The organism is Spirosoma sp. KNUC1025 (genome assembly GCF_045160025.1).
GTDB lineage: Bacteria > Bacteroidota > Bacteroidia > Cytophagales > Spirosomataceae > Spirosoma.
The window spans coordinates 1793975-1819946 of the sequence record NZ_CP087139.1; the positions used below are offsets into that span (position 1 = coordinate 1793975).

Sequence of the window (25972 nt, forward strand, 5' to 3'; positions counted from 1 at the left end):
AACTTTAGTGTCTATTTAGATATGTGTGCTTTTTTACTTCACAAATAATATATTTTTAATTATTAATTTATATAATGAGTAAAACTGATAATAATTTGTAATGGAGATTGAAAATGGGATATTACCAGAAGTGTTAGCTTGGATAGCTATTATACTCGCTATCTATTTAACGCTATATTATAAATTCTTATATTCAATAATTGACCCACTTTTTAATTGGATTATTTCAACAGCTTTTGCAAGTTATTTTGCAACTTTAGTTATACCTGATGTTCAGGATATATACCATTTTTTTGGTTGTCAAATTGCCTTGTGGTTTGGGTTTGTAATTGCGTATTGTAAAAATAATATTCCATCAATAAAAGCTGAACCTGCGCATAATTTTTCTGATCAATTATTATTACGTTATACTACTTATTTTTTGTTATCAATATATATACTATCAAATATAATTATTGGATACAGTAAAGGATTTGCATTATTTTCAGATAATCCAACTTTATCTAAAGTTGAAGACTTCCAGGGTGGCTTCGGATTATTTAGGAAAATAAATTGGGCAGCTGGGAAGTTTACTAGTTCAGCCCTAATATATATGTATTTAATAGGTGGTAGACGTAAGGATTTAATTTATTTTATAATAGTTGCAATTTTTTCTGCTGTTGATGGATCCAAATCAGCTCTTTTTGGGGTCATTACTACAATTGGTGTGATATTATATCATCCATCTTTTTTATATAAAAAAGATTTACTTACAAAAACAAAAAGATATATTCCCATTTTTCTAGTTGGTGCTTTGAGTATATCGTTTGTTGTATTGACTAAAGAAAAAGGTAGCTTAAATGATGCATATTTAGGTTTTATTACTCGTTTATTATATAGCGCTGACTCTCTTTTATATTTTTACCAACCAGTTAATATAGATTTTTTTGAAAAATATTCATATGTAGATTATATCTCAGTTATAACAAATCCGATACTTGGATTTTTACGCTTACAACCTTACCAGGAAGCAGTCGGTAATATTATGTATGATAATTTAAGAACTATAGATACCGGTTCAGAGATTACAGTAGGGCCTAACGCTCCATTTTATATAGAAGGACGTATCTATTTTTATTATTGGGGCGCTTTTCCTTTTAGCATGCTTATAGGGTATTTATATGCAAAAATTAGAGTTTATTACTTGTCTATCAAGAATGCAAGTGCTTTTTACTTTGTTTATGTAAGTTGCTTTTTTCAATTTGCGACGACACTTATTGGTGATGTTAGCCTTGCTGTAAGTTTACTATTTAGCTTAGCATTTTTCGTTATTCCTCCATATATACTTATCAGGTTAATATTGTATCGTAAATTTACTATTCGTCTAAAAACAAATTTGATTATATCCTTTAAAATTTAAGAGGATTCTGCTTTATGATTCGAATTAGTGTATGTATGGCGACCTTTAATGGTGCATCTTTTATTAACGAACAAATCAATTCTATCTTAGATCAATTGGATTTGAATGATGAATTAATTATATCGGATGATGGTTCGACAGATTCAACTTTACAACTTGTCAATTCGTTCAATGATCCACGTATACGTTTATTAATAAATCCTCAGCCAGGATCAGCCGTCCGTAATTTTGAGAATGCTCTAAAATCCGCAAGAGGATCAGTAATTTTTCTCTCAGACCAAGATGATGTATGGTATGCTGATAAAGTAAATATTATGCTGGCTGATCTAAATAGTTACGATTTAGTTTTAACTGATTGTCAAGTCGTCGATGAACAAGGTGGTATACTTAATGAGTCTTTCTTTTCAAGTCGTGGAAGTATGCCTGGTTTTTGGCGTAACTATTTGAAAAACTCTTACATGGGCTGTTGCATGGCCTTCAGACGAACTGTTTTAAGTTACATTTTACCCTTTCCTAAATATATACACATGCATGATTGGTGGATAGGGCTAATTACTGAGTTACAGGGATCCACGTATTTTCGAAGTCAGCCCCTTGTTCATTATCGGCGCCATAGCTCCAATTTGTCACCTACATCGGCTGGCTCTTATCATTTAGGTATACGTATTATAAATCGGCTGTGGATTGGTTGGTACATCATTAAGCGTATTTTTATGTCAAGATGTTTTTTTCTATGATTTCCGTTGTTGTTCTAACTTATAATGCGGCCACGCATTTACCTGCTTTATTAGATAGCTTGGCTACTCAAACGATTGACCATGAACTAATAATAATAGATTCGTCGTCAACAGACAAGACAACTTCATTGCTATCGGAACGAGGAGTTAAATATTATTCAATAGATCAAAAAGATTTTAATCATGGAGGGACTTGGAATTTAGGTGTCTCTTTGACTACTTATGAGGATATCGTACTGCTTACGCAGGATGCTATACCTGCTGAGCCGAATTCATTAGAAAAACTAGTTGCGATTATGAATAGTCAACCTGCCATAGGTATGGCTTATGGGCGTCAATTAGCGTATCCAAAATCCCAATTGATGAGTCAATTTGCACGGTTAACAAATTATCCATCTCAAAGCATTATTAAATCTAAAGCTGATATTGCGGTTATGGGAATTAGAACCTGTCATTGTTCTAATTCATTTGCAGCTTATCGAAAGTCTGTTTTGCTTTCTGTTGGTGGTTTTCCAACTGATACTATAATTGGAGAAGATGTAGTAATTGGGGCAAGACTTATTCAAGCCGGGTATTCAATAGCTTACTGTGCAGATACGCAAGTTTATCACTCACACGATTATACTATACGAGAAGAGTTTAAACGTTACTTTGATATTGGCGCTTTTCATCAGCAGCAACGCCCTCTATTGCGCCCTTTTCAGCGTGCAGAATCGCAAGGATTTAAATATGTTCTAGCTGAATGGAGATACTTGTATCGTAATAATGCTTTATCTTTTATTCCTTCTCAACTTTTACGAACTGGAGCCAAATATATAGGCTATAGACTTGGACGTATGTATCAGAAAGTGCCTAATAGATGGAAGTTCAAGTTGAGTATGCACCCTAATTTTTGGATTAGTAATACTATACAGGAATCGGATCATTAACTAAAAAATCACTTTGAATTTCAACAACACCATCATAGTTCACGGGCTCGCCACTACCGCTACCAATTACTCGGGGAGTGACAGTAACCGTACCAACACGATTTGTAAATGTTATATCGACTACCACGCCAATAATATCTAAATAGGATGGATTCGTCACGTTTTTATCTAATATGATGACTGTAGTAGAAGGTATAGCCATTTTGCCAGCATTATTTTGAGTAATAAGTGCCTGTGCTTGAAATGAAAGTACCGCATTACCTCCTGATCCATACCCCCCGCTCTGATTATCCCATCAATCCAAACTCGATAATACCCAGCACGTCCGTTTGGAGATTCTAATATGTCAGCTTGCAAGAAAGTTAGAATAATAGCTGATGTTGCTGAGCCAACACTGCCAGCGGTTATATAGTTATGTGATAAAAGTCTGATACGACCACTTCGTTTTTCAAATGGCTTGGATGTCTTGAAAACAACATTTGTTGTTCTCTTAAGTAGATTTGGTGAAACAATATATTGATTTGAAGCGATATCAAAACATGTTATCTCACTGTTGATGATTGAGCCGGATGCTGGTTGGTTAGGATCAGTAGACGGCGCATGATATAATACATAGCGATTGTTGCGTTCGCTTGGCACCGGTAATGTAATTCTGGCTTTTAGATCTTTTACAACGCAGCCAGTTATATTTATTAATTCAGTTGTAGGCAAAGCAGCATTCGCAGCGACTATATTTAGTTCATTACCTTCGAAGCCCCCATTAATTGCTGAAAGAACCCTTGAGAAAGATTCAATTGTTGCACGAATATTTAGGTTTGTTGTATAGTTACTACAAAGAATTGCGGTTTCATTAGCTCCTGACGAATCAGATAAACGACTAATATAACCTTGAAAGTTTAAGCTATTTGTTCCATTTAATATTAAAGCTGGTTGCCTTTTTTCATAACTATGTAAAGAAGTTGAGGCTATATTAGTCACCCCCATACTACCAGAGATTAATGTTTGATATCTACTTGAGGCTGTGTAACTGGTACCTATACCTGCAATCGTTGTTGCAAAGCCCATTACTATTGGTGCATTAGCACGTACAACGCACTGATCTACATAGAATTCTTCTGCAGCTACATTCAAGATCCCGATAGTTCCAAAATTATTATTAGCAGTTGCATAATCTTCCATTTGAAACGAACAGTGACGAATCCCACAGTTATAGCCTCCATTATTCGTTCTTGCAAATTGGACACCGATTGTTGAACGCGTTGTGCCAAATCCAGCGCTAGATAAAAAGAAAAAATTTTCGCAACCGGAAAATGTAGACCCACTGAAGTCAAATATAGGTCCGCTTGTGTTACCTACTATTCCCGTATTAGTGTAGCTTCCTCCATCACCCTGAAGCCAAATTCCATTTGCATTAGTGAGATTTATAGGAGATGATATATAATAATATCCTGCGGGAAAGTACACACTAATTCTGTAAGAACCTCCTCCTGGCGATGTTAATGATTTCGCATAATTGATAGCGGCTTGAATTGCTGCTGTGTCGTCAGTTTGGCCATTACCGATTGCATTATAAGGAGCGTCTTTAACATTAATCATATTGATAAAATAAAAAAGTAAAATTCAGCTTCTAATTGCATAAGCTATTACTAACACAGCGCATGGTGTGAATAGCTTAATTTCACGGTGTTTTATATTTAATTAAATAAATATAATCAAATATTCATAAATTCAAAATAAAAATAATATTTTTTTTGAAGACACCGATTAAATACACCACCCATTTGGGTTTTATTTATTAGAAAAGCTTTTGACACCATATCGATAGTTGAACCGTCTATCCGGCGCACTATCACCATTAAGAAAAAACTCAGTTATATCATCGAATTGCTGGATATTATCCGCCCAATGAAAGTCAAAATTAATTTTACCAGGCTGTTGGTTTATTGCATTCAGGGGTACACTAAGTTCGAGTTCATCATCAGTATATTTAATGAAAGCTGATGAGACTAGAGTCCAGCTTTTACCATTCCAATGGCTGATTGTTGATTTATTATCTTTTATTGTCTTGTTAATCAGAAAATCATAGCCTGCCCATCCAGTTTCAATGAATTGATCGGTATCAATAAACAAAAGCATCCAATTTTTGTCAGTAGAGGATGTTAACTTAGTCGCCGTCTTTACATAGAAATAGACTTTTTTATTATCACGAGCAATCCGGCACAGAACTATATCATTACGCCCTGTAGTATTAGTATAGTTAATTTTGTTATCTGCTCTAGGCCAATCGCGATGCATAACATCACCTGAAGGATCATTAAAACTAGGCTTTAAATTAGTCCAGTCATTGAACTGTCCATCAATCGTAATTGTAGTAGGCGGACTAACTTCTTCTGGAGGGGACATTCCTTTATATCGCCGAATGTTAGTAACTAACTGATAGTAATAATTATCAGTATAACCACCTTTCATAGGATCTATATCCCTGTTATACTCCTGATTATATAAATCAATAAAAAACGTTTGTTTAGGTTTCAATGGCTTTCCCATAAACAAAGCTGGATGAGCTTTAGCAGCAGAATCAGTTTGACTGTTCACAAATCGTTGAGCAATCCATTCATTCCAACCTGTAACAAAAACGACACTTGGATTAACTTGTAAAGCACGTTTCCATTGCTCCTCAAAATATCTACCTTGGTTTGTAAGGGAAGTGGTACCCTGACGATTTAAAACCCCTGCTTGGCCTTGGTGAAAACTTTTGCCTACGTTATTATCCCAAGGGTGACTAGCTACGGCAACCGGTATTTCTTCCGGCACAGTATGATCTTTATCCCATCCGTAGTTTTGTGGAGTTCTATCAAGCCATTGCCAGTGATGAGGTTCATTACGGCTATTTGTCCAAGCCCAACTATACCGCCATGTAAAAAAATTACGAATAGCACTATTAGTCATTTCTTCAATTTTGCCTAAAATCAGTGGCTTCCCCTGCCAGCGAAACCATAATTCAGAATAGCGATTTTGTGCATAGAATTGCTCATAGACATTTGTAACAGTCTGGGCACTTTTTGAGTACGTAACGAAACAAATATAAGGTGTTGGTATACCTGCATGGCGCATTTCAACAGATATTTTACACAACTTATTGACGATTGCCAAATAAGGATCTGCATTGGTCGCATCAAAAAACAAAATGTCTACCCCAGCTAGCGTTAAGAGTTGTAGGTTGCGACGGATGACCCATGGATCATCGGCTTTGAAATAACCTACTTCTGGTTCTCCCCACCAATGGAATGCTCCTTCTGGACCAAATTTTGGATTTGTTGGATTTGATTTGGTTATGGATGAAATATCATATACTGCTTTATCATTGTATTGGCCATGCCATAGAAAGTAGAATATGCCCACATATTTATTATTCTTAAAACCACCGGTTGCCGCGTACGAAGGCAGAGTTCGGCCAAGACCATCTGTAGCTACCCAATTTGAGCTTATTGGTGGCAGAATTGGTGATCTTCCTTCCTGTCGTGGATAGATAAAATTTATTTTATTTGCATCTTCATATGATAAATCTGATAGCGTAGAGATCAGAGTACATAATGCTATTGTGTTAAAAACAAGCCATTTCATACTTTCTTAAGTAATTAATTTCATATTAATGTATATAATTTTTAGCTAAATATCACAATATTTTAGTTAAATATAGTTAATGTTTGTTTTTAGTAATAAATAGTGTCATTCAGTGTGGGTAAGGACATGAGTTAAATGAAAATCGTTATGTTTTATAATTATATTTACCTATCAAATTGTTTAAAAAAAGCCAAATTCCAATTTTGGAGAATGTAATTATTATGATAAAACTCCTACTTGCAGCTAATTTTTTGCTGGTATCTTTTTTGGGATTCTCCCAAACTAATTATGTGGCTACCACCCCATCGTCTACCACCCCAGGATCGGATAATACCTTAGTAGGGGTGGGCGCTGGGAATGCAAATATGTCGGGGGCTAGTAATTTATTTATTGGACGCGGTACAGGCTCGATGAATATGGCAGGCACCCAAAACGTCTTTTTAGGGGCTTTTGCTGGAAATCAGAATTCGGCCGGGCAACAAAATTCTTTTATCGGTTTTGGTGCGGGGTTCAGTAATTCTAACGGGAATAATAATACTTTTCTAGGAGCACAGAGTGGATACACTAATTATAATGGCTACAACAATGCTTTCGTGGGTGATCGAGCTGGTTATTTAAACTATTCCGGCAATCATAATGCATTTTTAGGCTCCGGAGCTGGCTACACGAACTCACAAGGTAACAACAATACATTTGTTGGGGCCGATGCAGGTGGAAATAATTCAACAGGGTCTAACAATACTTTTGTTGGATCACTTGCTGGCTCATCTAATGGAGGTGCTGTGCAAAATACGTTTGTAGGAGCAAACTCAGGCGTTAGTAACACGGGAGCATCTAATACATTTGTTGGATTTGGAGCTGGAGAGAAAAATAAAACGGGTAGTTATAATGTATTTGTTGGTCTTTCAGCTGGTGCTAATAACACGACTGGACTAGGAAACTTATTTTTAGGCCAGCAGTCAGGGTTTGGGAACACAACAGGAAGTTATAATTTGTATATGGGCAACAGCGCTGGAACCGGTTCTACAATAGGAGTAGGTAATACGGCTATTGGCGATGGGTCTGCACTTCATAATAGTTCTGGTAGTGGAAATACAAGTATCGGTCGGTACGCTGGATTAAATGTAACAACTGGCTCCTATAATACCTTCATTGGAAATAATACCTCTGTGCCTTCCTCTGCCGGTAATATAAGTAACTCAACAGCTATTGGTAATAATGCACAGGTAACTATATCAAATGCGTTAGTACTTGGAGGCAATGGAGCTAACGCAGTTAACGTTGGAATAGGTACTTCTGCTCCTGCCGCTAAGCTGGAAGTCGTTTCGGGTACGTCGGGTGTTTCGGGTTTGCGGCTAACTAGTTTAGGTACAACAACTACTTTACTGAATCAAACCAAGTTTTTAACTGTCAACGCAAACGGTGATGTTGTGTTAGGAAGTATTAATGGGTCGGGGCGGGTAGCAACTGATGTAAGTAGTTTATGGCAGACTGATGGAGGTAATATACAGAATGCAAATACCGGGGGAGTAATCATCGGTTCTGGTGTCAGCAAAACGCCAGCTGGCTATCGACTATATGTAGCAGAAGGGATTTTAACGGAAAAAGTGAAAGTGGCTGTAAAGAGCACAAGCGACTGGTCAGATCGAGTGTTTGAAAATGGTTATCAACTGCGTGGATTAGGCGAAGTAGAACAGTACATCAATCGTGAGAAACACCTTCCTGGCGTGCCATCGGCAGAGGAAGTTGTCAGTGAAGGAGTTGATGTCGGTAAAATGCAGGCGAAGCTCCTTGAAAAAGTTGAGGAGCTCACGCTCTATGTTATTGAGCTTAAAAAGCAGAATGATGCGCTGAAGCAGAAGAGTGAGAGTTTGGAAAGACGTATTAATAAACTGCAGGTAAAAAAACATAAATAAGATGCGATATTTTTTAGCAATATTCGGGTGCTTCATAACGCTGTTTAGCTCAGCCCAGGTGGCTCAACAATCATTACGGGTAGTGGTAGCTTATGAAAAAGAAGGAAAGTACCTTGAGCAGGCTGTGGCAACCATTGAAGCTGTTAATACCGTAGCTGCCGCCACAAATGTGGAATATAGGGCTGGTAGTTCTATAGTGATGATGCCAGGCTTTGAAGCACGTAGGGGAAGCATTTTTACCGCCAATATAAAACCGGTTACAATAGGCAAAGAAGGCGATGTTAAACTGCAATTAACCGCCTTCCCTAACCCCTTTGAACATACAACCACTATTGATTATTATTTGCCGGCTGATGGCAAGGTGAATATGTGGATAGTGGATGCACAAGGTAAAATAATTGAAAGATTAGTAAATGAAGAGAGCCAAACCGCCGGGCAGCATCGCCTTGAATGGAAACCCCAAATGGCTAGTCCAGGAATTTATATTCCTATTCTTGAAGCAAATCAGCAGAAAGCGACGACTCGACTTGTGAAAAAATAACAACAGGTATTGCTTTCCAGTTAAGAAGACCCGTATTTAGATACGGGTCTTCTTATTCATTATATACTATAGCCTAAATAAATAGTGACATATTTATAAAGATTGAAGGGAAGCGTTATAATTGTAATCCGTTTTTCACCTTATCCAGCACTCAATGCGAACTTGCTCAAAGCCAGGTTGCTTATGCACGCTAATTCTATTTGTGATTGCCTCCTGTTGTTTACAAGCTCAGCCTGTCCGCAAGCCTACTCAATACGTTGCTGAAGCAGGTACCTACCTTTCCTCATCAACAGAAACTCCATTCTGGTTACGCGCTAATCAGTACGGCATAGTTCCCAACCGGTCGCCTGTAGCAACATTTCGGGCGGGTATCTACAGCGAATATGACACCAGTCGTCAGAGCACTGGCCGTTGGCGAGATTCCAATTTTGCTGTAGGGTATGGCATTAATGTGGTGGTGAATGGTACACAAAATGGGTTGTCCTATGAACACAATGTGTTATTGCCTGAAGCATATGTAAAAGTACGTAGAGGAATCTGGGAGCTTTACGTGGGGCGTCGGCGGGAGAAGTTTGGCCTGGCGGATTCAACATTATCAACAGGTTCGTATGCCTGGTCGGGCAACGCAATGCCATTACCCAAAATTCAGATATCTATTCCAAACTTTACACCAATTGGTTTTACAAAAGGGTGGGTCGCTATTCAGGGAACATTCGCTCATGGGTATATGGATGCGAAAGGGTATATCCAAAATCCAATGCTTCACCAAAAATCATTGTATCTGAGGTTTGGCCATCAGCGTGATTTTATGCGCTTTTATGCTGGATTAAATCATCAGGCTGTATGGGGAGGGAAAGCTAGTCCTGATAATATTCCCGGTACGATTCAGCCTAGTGGCGAACTACCGTCAGGGCTGCTGAATTATTTTTACGTAGTATCAACCCTCTATCCAAAGAGTAAAGACATATCTGAATATAACTATTTTGATTTGACAAATCGGGTTGGAAATCACCTTGGATCAGTAGACATCGCGGCAGAGATCGACTTAGCGCGGTATACATTGTATGTGTATCGACAAAGTCTCTACGATGACGGTTCTCTATTTTACCTCATTAATATCGCAGATGGGCTGAATGGCGTACGAATACGTCGGAATGATGATAATGCAATCGTGCGGGATATTTTGTTTGAATTTCTAAATACCACCAGCCAGGGTGGCCCCGATTTTATACTTGAAGATGCGAAGCGACGTGGTAAGGATGATTATTTTAACCACCAGCAGTTCAGAGATGGTTGGGCCTATCGCCAGCATACAATTGGTACGCCCTTTATACCCCCTGCTTTAGGTCCTAAAGATCAGTACCCGTTTGGAACATTTACGGCAAATAACCGGGTATATGTTTTCCATACAGGTATATCCGGCAGTTTACCCGTGAATGGCAGCGCCTTAGCGGCTCCCATCAGTTATCAGATCAAGCTATCATACAGCCGTAATTTTGGTACGTATAATGCCCCTTTCACACCCGTCCGCAATCAGTTTTCCGGGTATGCAGGTGTAGTAGTTCCATTGTCTATTCTTGGCGGGTTGCAACTTACGGGAAGTGTTGCTGTAGATGCGGGTACACTGTATCAGAATAGTGTCGGTACGTTCCTCAGCATTCGGAAAATAGTCAATACCAATTAAATTATATTAACGATTTTTTCTAAAATAGGTACTTGTATAAGCGATAGACAAAAAGAGATATTGTCATAATTATCTGTGCTTTCCAGGTAAAGCATGCGTTATAATTAGTATTTTTTTCGCAATATCCCCAACTTTACCTGCTGAAATCGAATAGGTTAGCCGGTCGCTTTTTCGGTAAACTATTTCTTGAACGAATCCAAAAATCATCCCTAATCATGAGCGAAGTAGCCACCCGTTTTGCCCCCGGTGTTGTAACCGGCGAAGGCGTTACCGAACTTTTCCGTCACGCAAACGAAAATGATTACGCCCTTCCCGCGGTCAACGTTGTCGGGACAAATTCTGTTAATGCCGTATTAGAAACGGCTAAAGCTGTTAACTCGCCGGTTATCATTCAGTTTTCAAACGGCGGTGGTATCTTTTATGCTGGTAAAAGCCTGCCAAACGATAAGCAACAGGCAGCCATTGCCGGTTCCATTTCAGGGGCGTTGCATATTCATCACGTAGCTGAACTATACGGTGTTCCTGTGATTCTACATACCGACCACTGTGCCAAGAAACTCCTTCCCTGGATTGACGGCCTGCTGGCTGCTGGCGAAAAACATTTCGAGCAGACGGGTAAGCCTTTATATTCTTCCCATATGCTCGATTTATCGGAAGAGCCAATCGAGGAAAATATTGAGATATGTGCCAAGTATTTTGAGCGTATGGCCAAAATTGGTATGACACTCGAAATTGAACTAGGCGTAACAGGTGGTGAAGAAGATGGTGTAGATAATTCGGATGTTGACGATTCGAAACTGTATACACAGCCTTCAGAAGTGGCTTATGCGTATGAAGAATTGAGCAAAATCTCGCCAAACTTTACCATCGCGGCTGCTTTCGGAAACGTACACGGTGTGTATAAGCCAGGCAATGTAAAACTGTCGCCCATTATTCTGGATAACTCGCAGAAATACATTCAGGAGAAATTCAATACTGGTCCACTACCCGTGAATTTTGTATTCCACGGTGGGTCGGGGTCAAGCCGGGAAGAAATCCGGGAGGCTATCCGCTACGGTGCCGTGAAGATGAACCTCGATACCGACATGCAGTGGGCTATGTGGGAAGGGATTCTGAAATATTACCAGGCAAAAGAAGGGTACCTGCAATCGCAGCTGGGTAATCCTGAAGGCTCTGATTCGCCAAACAAAAAATACTATGATCCTCGTGTCTGGTTGCGTAAGGGCGAAGAAAGCATGGTGCAACGGCTGAAAATCGCTTTTGAAGATTTGAACTGTATCAACCGATTGGCCTAGTCCATTTAGGGTTATAGTATTTCGAGGTGCCGGGTTGAAAAATCCGGCACCTCTTTTTGCGTTGGGTTAAGGCAAATTTAATGCAATAACAAGCGCTCAAAAAAGGCAGGCTTTTTTGGGTAATTTTCGTAAATGAATTGCTTGCCTGTAAAATACGGTTGGTGGCTATGAACCTTTATTTTTCCTCTGATTTCTATAGCCTTTTTGCCAGTTAATAAACGTAATAGAATATGAGCAGTTTTACTTAACAGAGTTAGGCAAATAGATTATTCCGTGTGGAAATTGCATACGTAACGCTCTCTGAAAGAGTAAGATGAGACAGCAGATTTACCGGTCAAATGTGTTAACTTTCAGGAAGATCTACACGTATATGTGATGGATTATGGAAAAAATTGGGTTTTATAGGATAAGCCTTTTGGATAGTCAGGAAGTTTAAAAATAAATTCCCACGGCTGACTCAACAATTTAAGATGGTTTAATGTAAGATGAATTTAATCCGAGCTGCGTTACGAAAGCCAATCACGATTCTGGTTATTGTTGCTAGTTTATTCTACTTCGGTATAGGTGCCGTTCGTTCTATCAAGATTGATATATTCCCGAATCTAAACTTACCCGTCATCTATATTTCTCAGCCATTTGGTGGGTACACCCCCGACCAGATGGAATCGTTCTTTGGGAAACAGTACGTGAACCTGCTGCTCTACGTATCGGGCGTAAAAAGCATCGAAACGAAAAACATTCAGGGTATTACGCTCCTGAAACTGTCGTTTTACGAAGGCACCAATATGGCGCAGGCAGCGGCTGAAGTATCTGCTTATTCAAACCGGGCGCAGTCCAGCTTTCCGCCCGGATCACAGCCACCGTTCATTTTGCGTTTCGATGCCTCTACCTTACCCGTTGGGCAACTGGTGTTGAGTAGCCCGAAACGTAGTAATAATGAGTTGCAGGATTTGGCTAACGTTTATATCCGGTCGGGGTTCACTTCTATTCCCGGATTGGTGTCGCCAGCGCCATTTGGTGGAAATTCCCGCTCAATTGTTATTAAGGCCGACCCTGAATTACTGCGAGCGCATAACCTGACCCCGGATCAGCTGGTGGCTGCATTACGTATCAATAATCAGGCAACACCTGCCGGAAACGTGCGGGTTGGCGATCTGAACTATTTTACACCGGCCAACACCACGGTCAAGAATATTGAGGATTTCGGCAATATTCCGCTCTACACCGGAACGGTTCAAAATCTGTATTTGAAAGACGTAGCAACTATCGAAGACGGAGCTGATATAACGCAGGGATACGTTCTGGTGAATGGTAAACGCTCGGTGTATTTGCCAATTACCAAGTCAGCCGATGCATCAACCTGGGAAGTCGTTCAAAACCTAAAAGCTGCCTTGCCACGTTTTCAGGCGTTGCTGCCAGAAGACGTACAGCTAACCTATACCTTCGATCAATCGGTATATGTAATCAATGCTGTGAAAAGCCTAATGACGGAAGGCGCTATTGGGGCTGTTCTGACCGGCCTGATGGTATTGCTTTTCCTGGGGGATTTACGCGGGGCGCTTATCGTAATCATTACCATTCCGACCTGTATCATTTCGGGTGTTTTGTTTCTCTCGTTGTTTGGGCAGACCATCAATATCATGACCTTAAGTGGCCTTTCTCTGGCCATCGGGATTCTGGTCGATGAAAGTACCGTAACGATTGAGAACATTCACCAGCATATGGATATGGGCAAACCCAAAGCGCTGGCCATCTGGGACGCCTGTAAGGAAATCGCCTTTTCCAAATTGCTGATTCTGTTTTGTATTCTGGCCGTATTTGCGCCCGCTTTTACTATGACGGGTATACCGGGAGCCCTGTTTCTGCCGCTAGCCCTGGCGATTGGTTTCTCAATGATCACGTCTTACCTGATGGCACAGACGTTGGTTCCGGTGCTGGCCAACTGGATGATGAAAGAACATCACCCGGTTAGTAATGGACAAGCCACAAAACACGAAGCCGTAAATGGACACGTAATAAAAGCCAATGGAAAAGCAGGGCTTAACGGCAAAAACGAACACGACGACCTTTTGACGCAAAAAGAAAAGCTGGCGCACCGGATTGATATGGACAATAACGGTAAAATCAGTCTTTTCGAACGTACCAGAGCCCGTTTTGTGCGATTTATTGGTCGTACACTTCCATATCGAAAACCAATTGTCCTGATCTATGTGATTGGCTCATTAGGTATCGCGTTTCTGCTGATTACAGCCATTGGTCGGGATGTATTGCCAAAAGTAAGCGGTGGACAGTTTCAGGTACGTTTGCGAAATCCGGACGGAACACGTCTGGAAAAAACCGAAGCGACCATGTTGAAAACCATTGATGTGTTGAACAAGCTGGTCGGTAAAGAAAATGTCGAGATTACATCCGCCATGGTCGGAATGCACGGAGCCCAATTCTCAACGAGTCCCATTTACCTGTTTATGGCAGGACCACAGGAGGGCGTATTGCAGGTGAGTTTGAAAGAAGAGTACGACGTGGATCTGGATGAACTGAAGGACAAGTTCAGAGCCAGCATGAAGAAATCGCTGCCTGATGTTAAGCTCTCGTTTGAACCAATCGAACTAACCGACAAAATTCTCAGCCAGGGGTCTCCCACGCCTATTGAAGTGAAGCTGTCGGGGAAAAACAAAAAACAGAACGAAGAATTTGCCAATAAGGTAATTGCCAAGCTGAATCGAATTCCGTACCTACGCGATGTTCAGATTGGACAGGCTACCAAATACCCAACCATAAACGTAACCGTCGACCGGACGCGCGCGGCTCAATTGGGGACGGATATTTCGGCTATTTCGCGTTCGCTGATAGCGGCAACGTCTTCATCGCGCTATACCGAAAAAAGTGTGTGGATTGACCCGAAAACAAGCCAGAGCTATAGTGTTCAGGTACAGGTTCCTGAAAATCGGATGACAAGCATCAACGATCTGGGCGAAATTCCGGTACTGCCAAACACGAACCGCCCGGTTTTGAGCGATGTGGCTACGTTGCAGAAAGGTACTACGTATGGCGAAAACGACAACATAGGAGCCATACCCGTGCTGTCCGTGACGGCTAACCTCAATGACATGGATTTAGGAACAGCTGCCAGAGATGTCCAGAAAGCCATTGATTCATTAGGGGAACTGCCCCGGGGATTAACGGTAAAAATGCAGGGACTAACACAAGTACTGATCGATACGCTCGACAGCCTGCAAACGGGCCTTCTTACGGCTATTGTCGTTATTTTCCTGATGCTGGCCGCTAATTTTCAATCCTTCAAAGTGTCGCTGGTTGTCTTATGCACGGTTCCTGCTGTATTGGTCGGGTCGCTCTCGCTGCTCATGCTTACGGGCTCTACGCTCAACCTGCAGTCGTATATGGGGATGATTATGTCGGTGGGCGTATCGATTTCCAACGCGGTTCTGATGGTAACCAATGCGGAAGAACTTCGCATGAGAAACGGAAATGCCTTGTTGTCAGCGCGGGAAGCCGCTTCAGTACGCATACGGCCAATTCTGATGACCAGCGTAGCGATGGTGGTCGGTATGATTCCGATGGCGTCGGGGCTGGGTGAAGGTGGCTCGCAGGCAGCTCCGCTTGGTCGTGCGGTTATTGGAGGTTTGATAGCCTCAACTTTTGCTGCTCTGTTCATCCTGCCATTAGCTTTTGCCTGGGTACAGGGTAAAACAACGACCGAATCTGTCTCGCTTGATCCTGAAGATAAAGAAAGCAAATATTACATTCCAACCTCGTATGAAACGGCTAATTCATAGACCAGTACGCAGTCTACTTATCCTTACAGGTAGTCTATTGCTGGCTACAATAGCAACCAATTGTCATTCTCCTGAAAGTAAAGCAGAAGCGAGTGAAATAGAGAAAGCCGAAACGCCGGCCGCTACGGAGGTATTTACACTTAAAAAAGACAAATTATCATCTTCCTTACAAATACCGGGCGAACTGGTCGCCTTTCGGGATGTTGATATTTATGCAAAAGTAAGTGGGTTTATTAAATCGCTGAACGTCGATGTTGGCTCAGAAGTACGGCAAGGCCAGCTACTTGCTCTGGCCGAAGCGCCCGAACTAAGCGCACAACTAGCCTCGGCCGATTCAAAACTGAAAGCACAGGAAGCCCTTTCCATCGCCAGCAAAGCCAATTACGAGCGCATTCTGGAAGCCAGTAAATTTTCGGGGGCTGTTTCAAAAAATGATGTCGATCAGGCGCTGGCTAAACGTAACGCCGACCTTGCTCAACTGGAAGCTGCCAAATCTGCGTATCGGGAAGTCGGCGATCTGAAAAAATACCTGGAAATCCGCGCTCCCTTCGATGGAATTATCAGTGCACGTAACGCCAGCACCGGTGCCTATATAGGTCCCGCTGGTAAAGGTTCTGAATTTCCGCTGTTTGTTCTGACAGAGCAAAAGCGACTCCGTCTGGTCATTGCTGTCCCGGAAGCTTACACGGGTTATGTCGATCAGAACGATGAAGTAAGTTTTACAGTCAAAACTTTCCCCGATAAGAAATTCACCGGCAAGGTAAAGCGAATGTCGGGTGCTCTCGACAAACGGTTGCGGTCGGAACGGGTCGAGGTCGACGTATTGAACGACAATAAAAAGCTGTTGCCAGGTATGATTGCTGAAGTTAACGTACCTCTGCCAACCAAAAGCAGTACGTTTGTTGTGCCAAAATCGGCTGTTGTCAACTCAACGACCGGCGTTTTCCTGATTCGGGTAAAAGATCAGAAAGCGGAATGGGTGCCTGTTAAGAAAGGAATTGAGGCTGACGATAAAATAGAAGTATTCGGACAGCTTACCGAAGGCGATCACTTTGTGGCGGCTGCCAACGAAGAAATCCGGGATGGTTCACCGATTACAACAAAATAGCCACGTACTGCTACGTGGCTATCGTTAATGGTTATTTTACGTAGCCTAATTTTCTCGGGATTGTATAGATTTCCGTCTGTCTGCCATCAATGTAGCGGAAACTCTGTCCATCGAAAAAACCGTCTTCTTCGAGCATAATACGTACTATTTTTTTCCACTCAGGAACCTCTACTGCCGCATTCAGCTCGATAGAATAGGCCGTGTTAGCAAGCAGGGGATAATCACCAGCACCGGGAACGCCTTTCTGCTGGTCCCACAGACCGATTGTTGGACCGGCCGCGTGACCATGAACGCCAATGGGGTGCGTATAGATCGTGCCGTTTATGCCTTCTTTCTTCGACTGTTCGAGAGCGGCCAGAAGCATCTGATTGCCCGTTTTGCCAAGTTTAAACTGTTCCGTCAGAATGTCCTGTAGCCGATTCCCCTGCTTAAAAGCGGCTTTGATGGATTCAGGAACGTCAGTTTCACCGGGGCGCAGTACGTAGGCATGTTGCTGCTGATCGGTATTCAGGCGGAGATACGTAATTCCGAAATCAACATGCAGTAAATCGCCGGGCATAATTACCTGCTTATCGGGGCGTTTTGAAAACGTCCGTAAATGATTGAAATCGGTATTGTCGGCGCGTTGAACATCGACGGTTGGGTGAAACCACGTATCGAGCCCTAAACTGGTAATGCGCTGACGGAACCACCACACTACGTCGTCGGTCGTCGTTACGCCCGGCTGGATGACCTGTTCCGAAAATCCTTCCTGAATAATCTGGTGCGACAGCCGACAGATAAGCGGGTAAATGGCCATTTCCTTTTCAGTGCGGGTTTCGAGCCAGCCAACAGCAAGTTTCTCAGCCGAAACGATACGTTTCTGATAATCAGCCGGTAACTTTTTCAGAAACTCTTCGTGCTCGCTAAAGGACAATCCGTCAGCATGGCCGTAATTCGTTGATATGTTTAGCCCAATTTTCTTTGGTTTTCGATCTTCAATTGTTTTTGCCAGCGCTTCCCATTGATTCGGTCGGACGTCGATATCCCAGGCCCCTTTCAGCAGGTTGCCGACGTCGTAGCGGGCAATGGCCAGCTTCTCAATCTCCTTCCCCGTATCGAAGAAAACCATTATCGTACGTCGGCGGGCCGAAAGCCACGTACTGGGCAGCATGGTTCTTAAAACTGGATCTTCATTATACTCGCGGGAGATAATAATCCACATGTCGATTCCCTCACGGCGCATCAGTTGGGGAAGCAGATTTGCGAAGCGATCTTCCAGAATTTCGTCGATAACCCGGGCACGTTCGCGCTCTGGCAAAACGCTGGAGGGAGAGGGCTGGGCGAGAGCCGTTGTCAGACCTATCGAAAAAATAAATAAATTGAGCAAGAAGCGTATTGATTTTGGCATATGAGTCAGGTTGATGCAGTTTCAGGCAAGATACATAAAGACGTTATAGTTTTTTAACAAAAGCCAACGCAACGTATTTACTTGCATAGGCATCTACTCGAATAGCTCCACCACCTTTGTGGCATGAAATCTATCTTACTATTTCTGTTGATTTGTCTTAACGCTCCGCTAACCCTCGCTCAAACGAGCAGTACAGGCTTACGGGGCACGGTCAAAAACAAGCAGGGCGACGTACTGCCTTTCGCGGCTGTTATTGTAAAAGGCACACCAAATGGCACGATTACTAACGCTGAAGGCCGGTACGAAATCGCGCTGGCACCCGGCAAGTACGATATTGTTTTTCAATACCTGGGTTTTCAGACGATACAAAAACCGGTCGATATTGCAACGGGCTTCAGTACGTTGGATGCAACCCTGGAAGAACAGGCATTCCGGCTGGAGGAAGTACAGGCCAAAGCGGGTAACGAAGATCCAGCCTACACGATCATGCGCCGGGCTATTGCCAAAAGCCGGTTTCATCAGCTACAGGTACAGCGATTTAAAGCCCGCGTTTACACAAAATCGTCCGTTACGGTAGAAGACTTGCCCAACCTGGCCGAGATGGCGTTTCGCAAGCAGTTAAAAGAAGCCGAGCGGGATTTTAATTTTAAAGTCGGCGTACCGATTCTGAACGAGACCGTGGCCGAAGTGTCATTCAGTCAGCCCAATACGTATCGGCAGCGGATTATTGCCAATCGAAATTCACAGGGTGATTTTCTGAGTCCCAATCAGTTTTACAACGCTAGCTTTTATAACCCGACGGTGGGAGGGGCCGTCTCGCCCTTATCGCCAAAAGCGTTTGCCTATTACAAATTTGAGTACAAAGGCACATTTCGCGAAAATGGCCCCGATGGAAAGCCGGTGGAGGTGAGCAAAATTCAGGTTATTCCGCGGCAGTACGGTGAAGGCGTGTTTCGGGGCATACTTTATATTCTCGAAAATACCTGGGCTATCCACAGTTTGCAGCTGGAAACGGTGAACAACATTGGCATCTCATTTACTATGCGGCACATATGTAGCCCAGTTCAGGGCGTCTGGATGCCTACCAATCAGCGGTATAACGGCAGTGGCTCTTACTTAGGCGTGAAGGCAACGGGCTATTACATTCGGAATCTGACCTTTTCTGAATTTGTCGTAAATCCGGCATTTGTCGAGGATATTGAGGTAGCCGATGAGAAGAAAGGACCACCCGCACAAACGTTGTCGAAAGGCGATATTAAAGGGCAGCAACTCGATGAGTTGGTAAAGAAACAGAAGGAGTTTTCGACCAAAAACCTGCGCCAGATGGTGAAAGAATATGAAAAGCAGGAGAAGCAGGCCCGTAAAAAACGAAAAGAGGACGTAACGGTTGTGCGCGACGACTCGCTGGTTGTGGACTCGCTGGCTCGTAAACGCTCCAACGTGTTCTGGGATTCATTACGTTCGGTGCCGCTGACAACGGCTGAAAGCAAAAGCTACCGAAAAGCCGATAGCCTTGGGCTGATCCGGGAGATTAAAGCGCCGGGAACCGACACAACCCAGCGCGCCAAACGGGACAGTACCAAGAAAAAATCGACTAATAAGTTTTCGCCGGGGCAGTTGCTAAGTGGCTATACCTGGCGACTCAACAAACAAGCGTCTCTGATCTACACAAGTCCTTTGGCACAGATTGAGTACAACACTGTTGAAGGGTACACGCTGGAAGGAGGGCTTAATCTACGTTACCGGAAGAAAATAGACTCAGTGAATCGGTTTACGCAAATCCCACTTGGCGAATGGAATATTGGCGGATCGGGGCGGTATCAGTTTGGTCGAAAAGGATTTGTTGGTTATGGGCAGGCTAGTTACCAGTACAAAACAACTCGTATTGGTGTATCCGGCGGGCGGTACCTATATCAGTTTAATCCTGATAATCCGATGAGTCCGTTTCTGAACTCGCTGACAACATTACTTTTCGAGCAGAATTTCATAAAACTTTACCAGAAAGATTTTCTGAACCTGAGCGTCAGTACGTCGGCGTTTAAAAACCGCATTACGTTCTCGGGAAGCCTGGATTATGCACAGCGGACCGAACTAGCCAATTACCGCGAAGATCTTAAGCCCTGGATTAATTGGAAAAGCCGAACCTTCACGCCTAATCGGCCAGACAATGTAGAAGTGCCGACAACGGCTTTCCCTAATCATAACGCACTGGTTTTGAATCTGACGGCATCGGGACGTTTGGGCGCAACGCAGTACGTGATTCGCAACGGGCGTCGTATTGCCCGTCGTGACAATGATGCTCCTTTGCTGACCTTGAACTATCGAAAAGGTATGGCCGATGTCGACTACGATTTTTTACAGGCGAGCATCAGCCATTCGTTCGAAACCGGAATCCGAAGTCGGTTAAATTATCAGTTCAGCGCGGGTACGTTCCTGACGAACCGGAAACTGTACTTTCCTGATTTTAAACATTTTGCCGGAAATGAGTTTTTCTTTCAGCAGGGCGATGCCGTGTCGAGTTATCGGTTGTTGCCGTACTATCAATACAGCACCGCCAACCGCTTTGCAGAGGGGCATGTGTTAGCCGAGTTCCGTAAGTTTCTGGTTACGCAGCTTACACTGGTTCGCCTGATCGGATTAAAGGAAAATCTGTTTGTGCATTATCTCGCTACGCCTTCGTCTAAAAATTATACCGAGATTGGTTATGGTCTGGATGGTCTTATTCCGCAGGTATTGCCCTTTTTTCGGGTTGAAATCATTTCGCAGTGGCAGGATGCAACGTACCAGGGGTTAGGCTTTCGAATAGGCACAACAATGAAATTCGGGCGGTAAACCAAACCGGGATTTTTTTGATACTAATGATTGCCCAGATTTTGTCTTCAGAAAATTTTAGTGAGGTTGTTTGGGCTTTCTGGAAGAGAAGTAAAATACGTCAGTTTTTGAGCTGAAAGAAACGTTTAAGCCGTTTTAATAGTAAAACCAATCTCTGTTAAATAAATCAATTAAATCCCGGTGCAGAACATTAAAGATCTCTTCGACGTATTTCCCCGGCCAGGACGGGTAGAGTGGATTGGTATTCGGCCCGAACGGCGGGAAGCTGTTGAGGTGGTGAATGCTATTGACGTATCGGAGAAAAAGGGAATTATCGGGGATCACTACAGTGGTCAAAGTGGCAACCGGCACGTAACCCTTATTCAGGCTGAACATTTGCCTGTAGTTGCCGCGCTTACGGGGCGTAACACCCTCGATCCGGGGCTGTTACGTAGAAATATTGTTATATCAGGGTTGAACTTACTGGCTCTGAAGGACCATCAACTACAAATCGGTGAGGTTATTTTAAAAGTTACTGGCCAGTGTCATCCCTGCTCTAAAATGGAAACTGCGCTGGGACCGGGTGGCTACAATGCCATGAGGGGCCACGGAGGATTGACGGCAAAAGTAATAAAAGAAGGAAGGATTCAGGTAGGAAATCAGGTTACGGTCCTCAGCGGGACTTCGGCTTCGGTGCCGACTGCGCCGGATCGGGTGAAATCCGACTGGGGCGATTAAAGCCGTCACGGTAACGATTGCGTAACTGCTGAATGGTATTAATAAGATCGTAATCTTCAGCTTTGAGTAAAAAATCATCGTCTAAATCGCAAAAGTCGAAGAAACGGTCAATTTCGTCGGCTTTTAGGTTAGTCGATTGTTCCACCAGGAGCCGGAATCGCTCGACGGCTAAAGCATGCCGACGATCCTGCTGCATGATATAATAGGCTTTCCGATCGGATTTGGGGCGCTTCCCAAACATTTCGTATAGCAACGTAACGCCCGCCCCATCGGCTAGCCGGTCAAGTGTTTGTTCGCCGGTTACCTTCTTTGATGCAACAGGCTCATCGAGGATTTGCTGAATTTCCCGCTTCACTTCTTCATAGCGTTTCCCGGTTACAGTGACCTCCGCCAGATCGACCACACGGTAGGGCATAGGGGGCAAAGCGCGGGCCACAATGGTCGGATTTTCTAAGCCATCATACCGAATGCCAACTCGATTATAGAGCTGGCTGGTTAGAATCAGAGAATCGCCGGGTTGACTTGTTATAAAAAAACGCCCCGAAGCATTCGTACGAGCGCGCTGACGGGTACGTTGGTTCACCACCGTCACATTATCTACGCCCTGTTTGGTTGTCTGGTCAACGACGGTACCAATTACGTATTTACCCTGTGCCCATACACTACCCGGCCAGCTCAAAAAGCTGGCAAGGAGAGTAGTTAAGAGGAGTTTATAGGGCATAGAGCTGGAAAAGAGCTTATTGGAGTAAAAGAGGAATCGAGTTAGCAATTTCGTTACGTACAAAAATACAGATTGATGCCTTTACCCCATGTTAAAAAACCTTAATCAACCGTTGTAATCGGTCAAGCGTTAACTCCGTAAAATCAGTTGCTACGTCATCTACAAAGGGACGTAATTCATCGGGCGACTGTGTGGTGGCCATGCCAACGACGGAAGCTCCCGAAGCTTTAGCGGCCTGGATACCTGTCATTGAATCCTCAAAAATGACGCTCTCGGCCGGTTCGACCCCAAGAATGGCCATTGCTTTCTGGTAAATTTCCGGGTCTGGCTTTGGGTGATTTACCATACTTTCATTCAGCAACGCATCAAAATACGGACGGATATTGAGGGCGTCGACTACAAAATCAAGGTTTTCGACAGGGGCAGAAGTAGCTACAGCTGTAAGAATACCCGCTTCTTTCAACGCTTTCAGAAACTCAACCAGGCCCGCTACAGGGGTAATAACAGGTCGGTACAATTCCCGGAACAGCGCTTCTTTTTCTCGAGCCAGCCGAAGCACTTCACTGGTTTCCAGAGTCTGGCCGGCAAACAGGTGCGCAACGATATCGTTATTGTGTTTGCCCGAAACGTACTGCACGAAATCATCGTCGCTAAGCAGTTTGCCATTACGTTGATAATACTCCCGCCAGGCGGTTCGGTGGTGTGGGTTTGTATCAACAATCACACCATCCATGTCGAAAATTACTGCTTTCATCAAGTTGTATGTAGTTTTATATACAGCCTTCCGTTTCTGAAATTGACACGAAACGGAAGGCTGTACTGGTTATTTCATTTTAACGATTGTAACGCCAGCGCCACCCCGGTCAGCGTGTTCATCCTCCATCTTGCCAACCTGCTTATAGCCCCGCAGATGATTACGTACCAGCGTTCGGAGAATTCCATCTCCCTTCCCATGAACGATTCGTAATTCAGGATAGCCCAGCATCAGTGCATCGTCAACGAACCGGTCTACTTCGCCCAGGGCTTCTTCGCCCCGCTTACCCCGGATATCAAGATTAAAGCTGAAATTCTGCATTTTCTCATTGATATCCATACCCTGGCTGCGTGGGCGGTCGTCGCGTGTTTCGGTAGCTTCTTTAAACGTTTTCTTGCTGACTTTTTCAAGTCGGCTCAATTTTACGTTCGATTTTAAGTCACCGATACGTATTTCGGCATCCTTACCCCGTATCGACAGCACTTCGCCAATGGCATTCTGGCCCGTAATCCGGACGTAACTGCCAACCGCAATGGTGCCATTATCTTTCTCGAATTCGTCCTCCGTTTGTTTTGGCGTTTCAACAACCAGAGTTTCTGGTTTTAATTCTTTCTGCTCAAACCGTTCCAGGTCCTGCCGGACCTGCTTCGTGGCATCGCGCTCAGCTTTATTTTCCCTAATCTCCCGAATGGTGGTTTCAATCCGTTGATTGGCTTCCTGAACCAGCGCTTTTGCTTTCTGTTTGGCATCATTTACAATCTTCTTCTGCTCATTGTCAAGGCGGGTTTTCAAGGCGGTATATTCGGCGAGTTGCTGAGCCAGTTTCCGCTGATTGATACTGATTTCGAGATTCTTCTCTGAGAAAACCCGCTTTTCAATATCCAGCTCTTTTAGCAGTTTCTCGAAGTTTACCTGTTGATTACCCAGTTTTTCCTTCGCCCGATCAATGACGCCTTTCGGCAAGCCAATTTTCTGCGCAATTTCGAAAGCAAATGACGAACCCGGACGTCCAATCTCCAGCTGATAGAGCGGTTCCAGATGTTCACCATCAAAACGCATAGCCCCATTAATTAAGCCAGCGGTTTTGTCGGCCATCACTTTGAGATTCGTGTAGTGGGTGTTTACCACACCGAAAGCGCCTGATTTATTCAGATCCTCCAGAATGGATTCGGCAATGGCACCGCCCAATCCCGGTTCTGTACCCGTTCCAAACTCGTCGATCAAAAACAGTGTCCGTTTATTGGCGCCAATCAGGAACTGTTTCATGGCCGTAAGGTGCGATGAATACGTACTTAAATCATTTTCAAGTGATTGTTCGTCGCCTATATCAATGAACAGGTTCTGGAATACACCCATCTCCGAGTAATCATCCATCGGTACCAGAAAACCGCACTGGAGCATATATTGCATCAGGCCAATGGTTTTCAACGCTACCGATTTACCACCTGCGTTCGGTCCCGAAATAATCAGTATGCGGGCTTTTTCATCCAGCCGTACGCTCAATGGAACCACCGTTTTGCCTTGTTTTGCAAAAGACAAAAACAGCAACGGATGGCGGGCATTTGTCCAACTGACAAAAGGCCGATCAACAAGCTTAGGCATGACCGCGTCCAGCTGGACGGCCAGCTTGGCTTTTGCCCGGATGAAATCTATCTGTGCCAGAAAATTAATTGACTTCTTTAAGTCGTCCAGATGAGGTCGAACCTGATCTGTAAGCGCCAGTAGGATTCGGTAAATTTCCCGGCGTTCCTCATATTCAAGTTCGCGAATCTCGTTGTTAGCGTCGAAGACTTCGGCTGGTTCTAAAAACACCGTTTGTCCCGTCTGAGATTCATCATGAACGAATCCTTTGATTTTACGCTTGTGTTCGGCAGCAATCGGAATTACAAGCCGTCCGCCACGTACCGTAAGCGACAGGTCGTCTGGAATCCAGCCATTTTGCCGGGCCTGACGTATAATGCTATCGAGTCGTTTACGGAGATTGGCCTGTTCGCCAATGATACGTCGGCGGATGTTCGCTAATTCGGGCGATGCCGAATCCCGAACATTTCCCCGATCATCAATAACCCGTTCGAGCGAATCGGTCAGTTTTTTATCCACACCTATCGGCCCCGCCAGCTCGCGCAGAAAGGAGAAGCTATTGCTTTCTTCCCGTTTTGTCAGAAATCGCAGACACTCCTGAACGGTACGTAACGCTAGTTTAAGGTCAAAAAATTCGGCTTCGGTAAGCGCCAGACCTTCTACGCGGGCGCGGCCCAGGTGAGCGCGAACATCAATATAATTACTATTCGGAAAATCGGGTTCGTATTGGACAATCTGCTTGAATTCAGCCGTTTGACGAAGTAATTTGTCAATCAGTTGAACATTATCAGTAAAGCGAATCTTATCGACGTAATCCTGCCCCAACGGACTGACGCAGGCATCTTTTAGTCGTTCGCGGATGGTATCGAATCCTAATTTTGTTTCTAAGGTATTTGGGTAAAGCATTCTATAGCGCTGCTCTTTTTGAAACAGCTAATGACGAATAAAGT

Annotated in this window: 17 protein-coding genes; 11 read left to right on the forward strand and 6 right to left on the reverse strand. The window is 43.5% G+C overall.

What is annotated here, in order from left to right:
• Nucleotides 1-100 precede the first annotated feature (100 nt).
• Genes LN737_RS07830 through LN737_RS07840 form a run of 3 tightly spaced genes read left to right on the forward strand, consistent with a single transcriptional unit; the run spans nucleotide 101 to nucleotide 3065 of the window.
• Nucleotides 101-1399: an O-antigen polymerase gene (locus LN737_RS07830; protein ID WP_405517702.1), complete on the forward strand. Its 1299-nt coding sequence runs from the start codon at nucleotides 101-103 to the stop codon at nucleotides 1397-1399.
• A 35-nt stretch (nucleotides 1400-1434) separates the two neighbouring features.
• Nucleotides 1435-2136: a glycosyltransferase family 2 protein gene (locus tag LN737_RS07835; protein WP_405517704.1), complete on the forward strand. Its 702-nt coding sequence runs from the start codon at nucleotides 1435-1437 to the stop codon at nucleotides 2134-2136.
• Entirely contained in the window at nucleotides 2133-3065 is a 933-nt protein-coding gene (locus LN737_RS07840) for a glycosyltransferase family 2 protein (RefSeq protein WP_405517706.1), read from the forward strand. Before LN737_RS07835 ends, LN737_RS07840 begins: the two co-directional genes overlap by 4 nt.
• Before the next feature lie 168 nt (nucleotides 3066-3233).
• Here LN737_RS07840 and LN737_RS07845 read toward each other — a convergent pair whose 3' ends face one another.
• Nucleotides 3234-4661, reverse strand: coding sequence for a glycosyl hydrolase family 28-related protein (locus LN737_RS07845; protein ID WP_405517708.1), 1428 nt, complete (start codon nucleotides 4659-4661; stop codon nucleotides 3234-3236).
• A gap of 192 nt (nucleotides 4662-4853) precedes the next feature.
• The gene (locus LN737_RS07850; protein WP_405517710.1) at nucleotides 4854-6689 is read right to left on the reverse strand and encodes a hypothetical protein; all 1836 of its coding nucleotides are present in this window, start codon (nucleotides 6687-6689) and stop codon (nucleotides 4854-4856) included.
• A gap of 176 nt (nucleotides 6690-6865) precedes the next feature.
• Here LN737_RS07850 and LN737_RS07855 point away from each other — a divergent pair, with 176 nt between their 5' ends.
• From LN737_RS07855 to LN737_RS07880, 6 genes are all read left to right on the forward strand, one after another.
• Complete coding sequence (locus tag LN737_RS07855) at nucleotides 6866-8605, forward strand: TMF family protein (protein ID WP_405517712.1); 1740 nt, start codon at nucleotides 6866-6868, stop codon at nucleotides 8603-8605.
• Nucleotide 8606: 1 nt separating this feature from the next.
• Nucleotides 8607-9146 (forward strand): T9SS type A sorting domain-containing protein, encoded by a 540-nt coding sequence (locus LN737_RS07860; protein ID WP_405517714.1) that lies wholly within the window; start codon nucleotides 8607-8609, stop codon nucleotides 9144-9146.
• Nucleotides 9147-9300: 154 nt separating this feature from the next.
• A complete protein-coding gene (locus LN737_RS07865) occupies nucleotides 9301-10830 on the forward strand; it encodes a capsule assembly Wzi family protein (protein WP_405517715.1) in 1530 nt (509 codons plus the stop codon).
• 215 nt (nucleotides 10831-11045) lie between these two features.
• Nucleotides 11046-12125 (forward strand): class II fructose-bisphosphate aldolase, encoded by a 1080-nt coding sequence (fbaA, locus tag LN737_RS07870; protein ID WP_405517717.1) that lies wholly within the window; start codon nucleotides 11046-11048, stop codon nucleotides 12123-12125.
• A 485-nt stretch (nucleotides 12126-12610) separates the two neighbouring features.
• A complete protein-coding gene (locus tag LN737_RS07875) occupies nucleotides 12611-15919 on the forward strand; it encodes an efflux RND transporter permease subunit (RefSeq protein ID WP_405517719.1) in 3309 nt (1102 codons plus the stop codon).
• A complete protein-coding gene (locus LN737_RS07880; protein ID WP_405517721.1) occupies nucleotides 15900-17027 on the forward strand; it encodes an efflux RND transporter periplasmic adaptor subunit in 1128 nt (375 codons plus the stop codon). The genes LN737_RS07875 and LN737_RS07880 overlap by 20 nt, the downstream gene beginning before the upstream one ends.
• Before the next feature lie 31 nt (nucleotides 17028-17058).
• Here the strand turns inward: LN737_RS07880 and LN737_RS07885 are convergent, their stop codons facing one another.
• Entirely contained in the window at nucleotides 17059-18417 is a 1359-nt protein-coding gene (locus LN737_RS07885) for a M24 family metallopeptidase (protein ID WP_405517723.1), read from the reverse strand.
• Nucleotides 18418-18540: 123 nt separating this feature from the next.
• Between LN737_RS07885 and LN737_RS07890 the strand changes: the two genes are divergently transcribed.
• Both LN737_RS07890 and LN737_RS07895 read left to right on the forward strand, forming a co-directional pair.
• Nucleotides 18541-21249: a DUF5686 and carboxypeptidase regulatory-like domain-containing protein gene (locus LN737_RS07890; protein ID WP_405517725.1), complete on the forward strand. Its 2709-nt coding sequence runs from the start codon at nucleotides 18541-18543 to the stop codon at nucleotides 21247-21249.
• Between the two features lie 180 nt (nucleotides 21250-21429).
• Nucleotides 21430-21966, forward strand: coding sequence for an MOSC domain-containing protein (locus LN737_RS07895; protein WP_405517727.1), 537 nt, complete (start codon nucleotides 21430-21432; stop codon nucleotides 21964-21966).
• Here the strand turns inward: LN737_RS07895 and LN737_RS07900 are convergent.
• From LN737_RS07900 to LN737_RS07910, 3 genes are all read right to left on the reverse strand, one after another.
• Complete coding sequence (locus LN737_RS07900) at nucleotides 21902-22687, reverse strand: hypothetical protein (RefSeq protein ID WP_405517729.1); 786 nt, start codon at nucleotides 22685-22687, stop codon at nucleotides 21902-21904. The genes LN737_RS07895 and LN737_RS07900 overlap by 65 nt on opposite strands.
• Before the next feature lie 91 nt (nucleotides 22688-22778).
• Complete coding sequence (locus LN737_RS07905) at nucleotides 22779-23441, reverse strand: HAD family phosphatase (RefSeq protein WP_405517731.1); 663 nt, start codon at nucleotides 23439-23441, stop codon at nucleotides 22779-22781.
• 69 nt (nucleotides 23442-23510) lie between these two features.
• Complete coding sequence (locus tag LN737_RS07910; RefSeq protein ID WP_405517733.1) at nucleotides 23511-25928, reverse strand: endonuclease MutS2; 2418 nt, start codon at nucleotides 25926-25928, stop codon at nucleotides 23511-23513.
• Nucleotides 25929-25972: the final 44 nt, after the last annotated feature.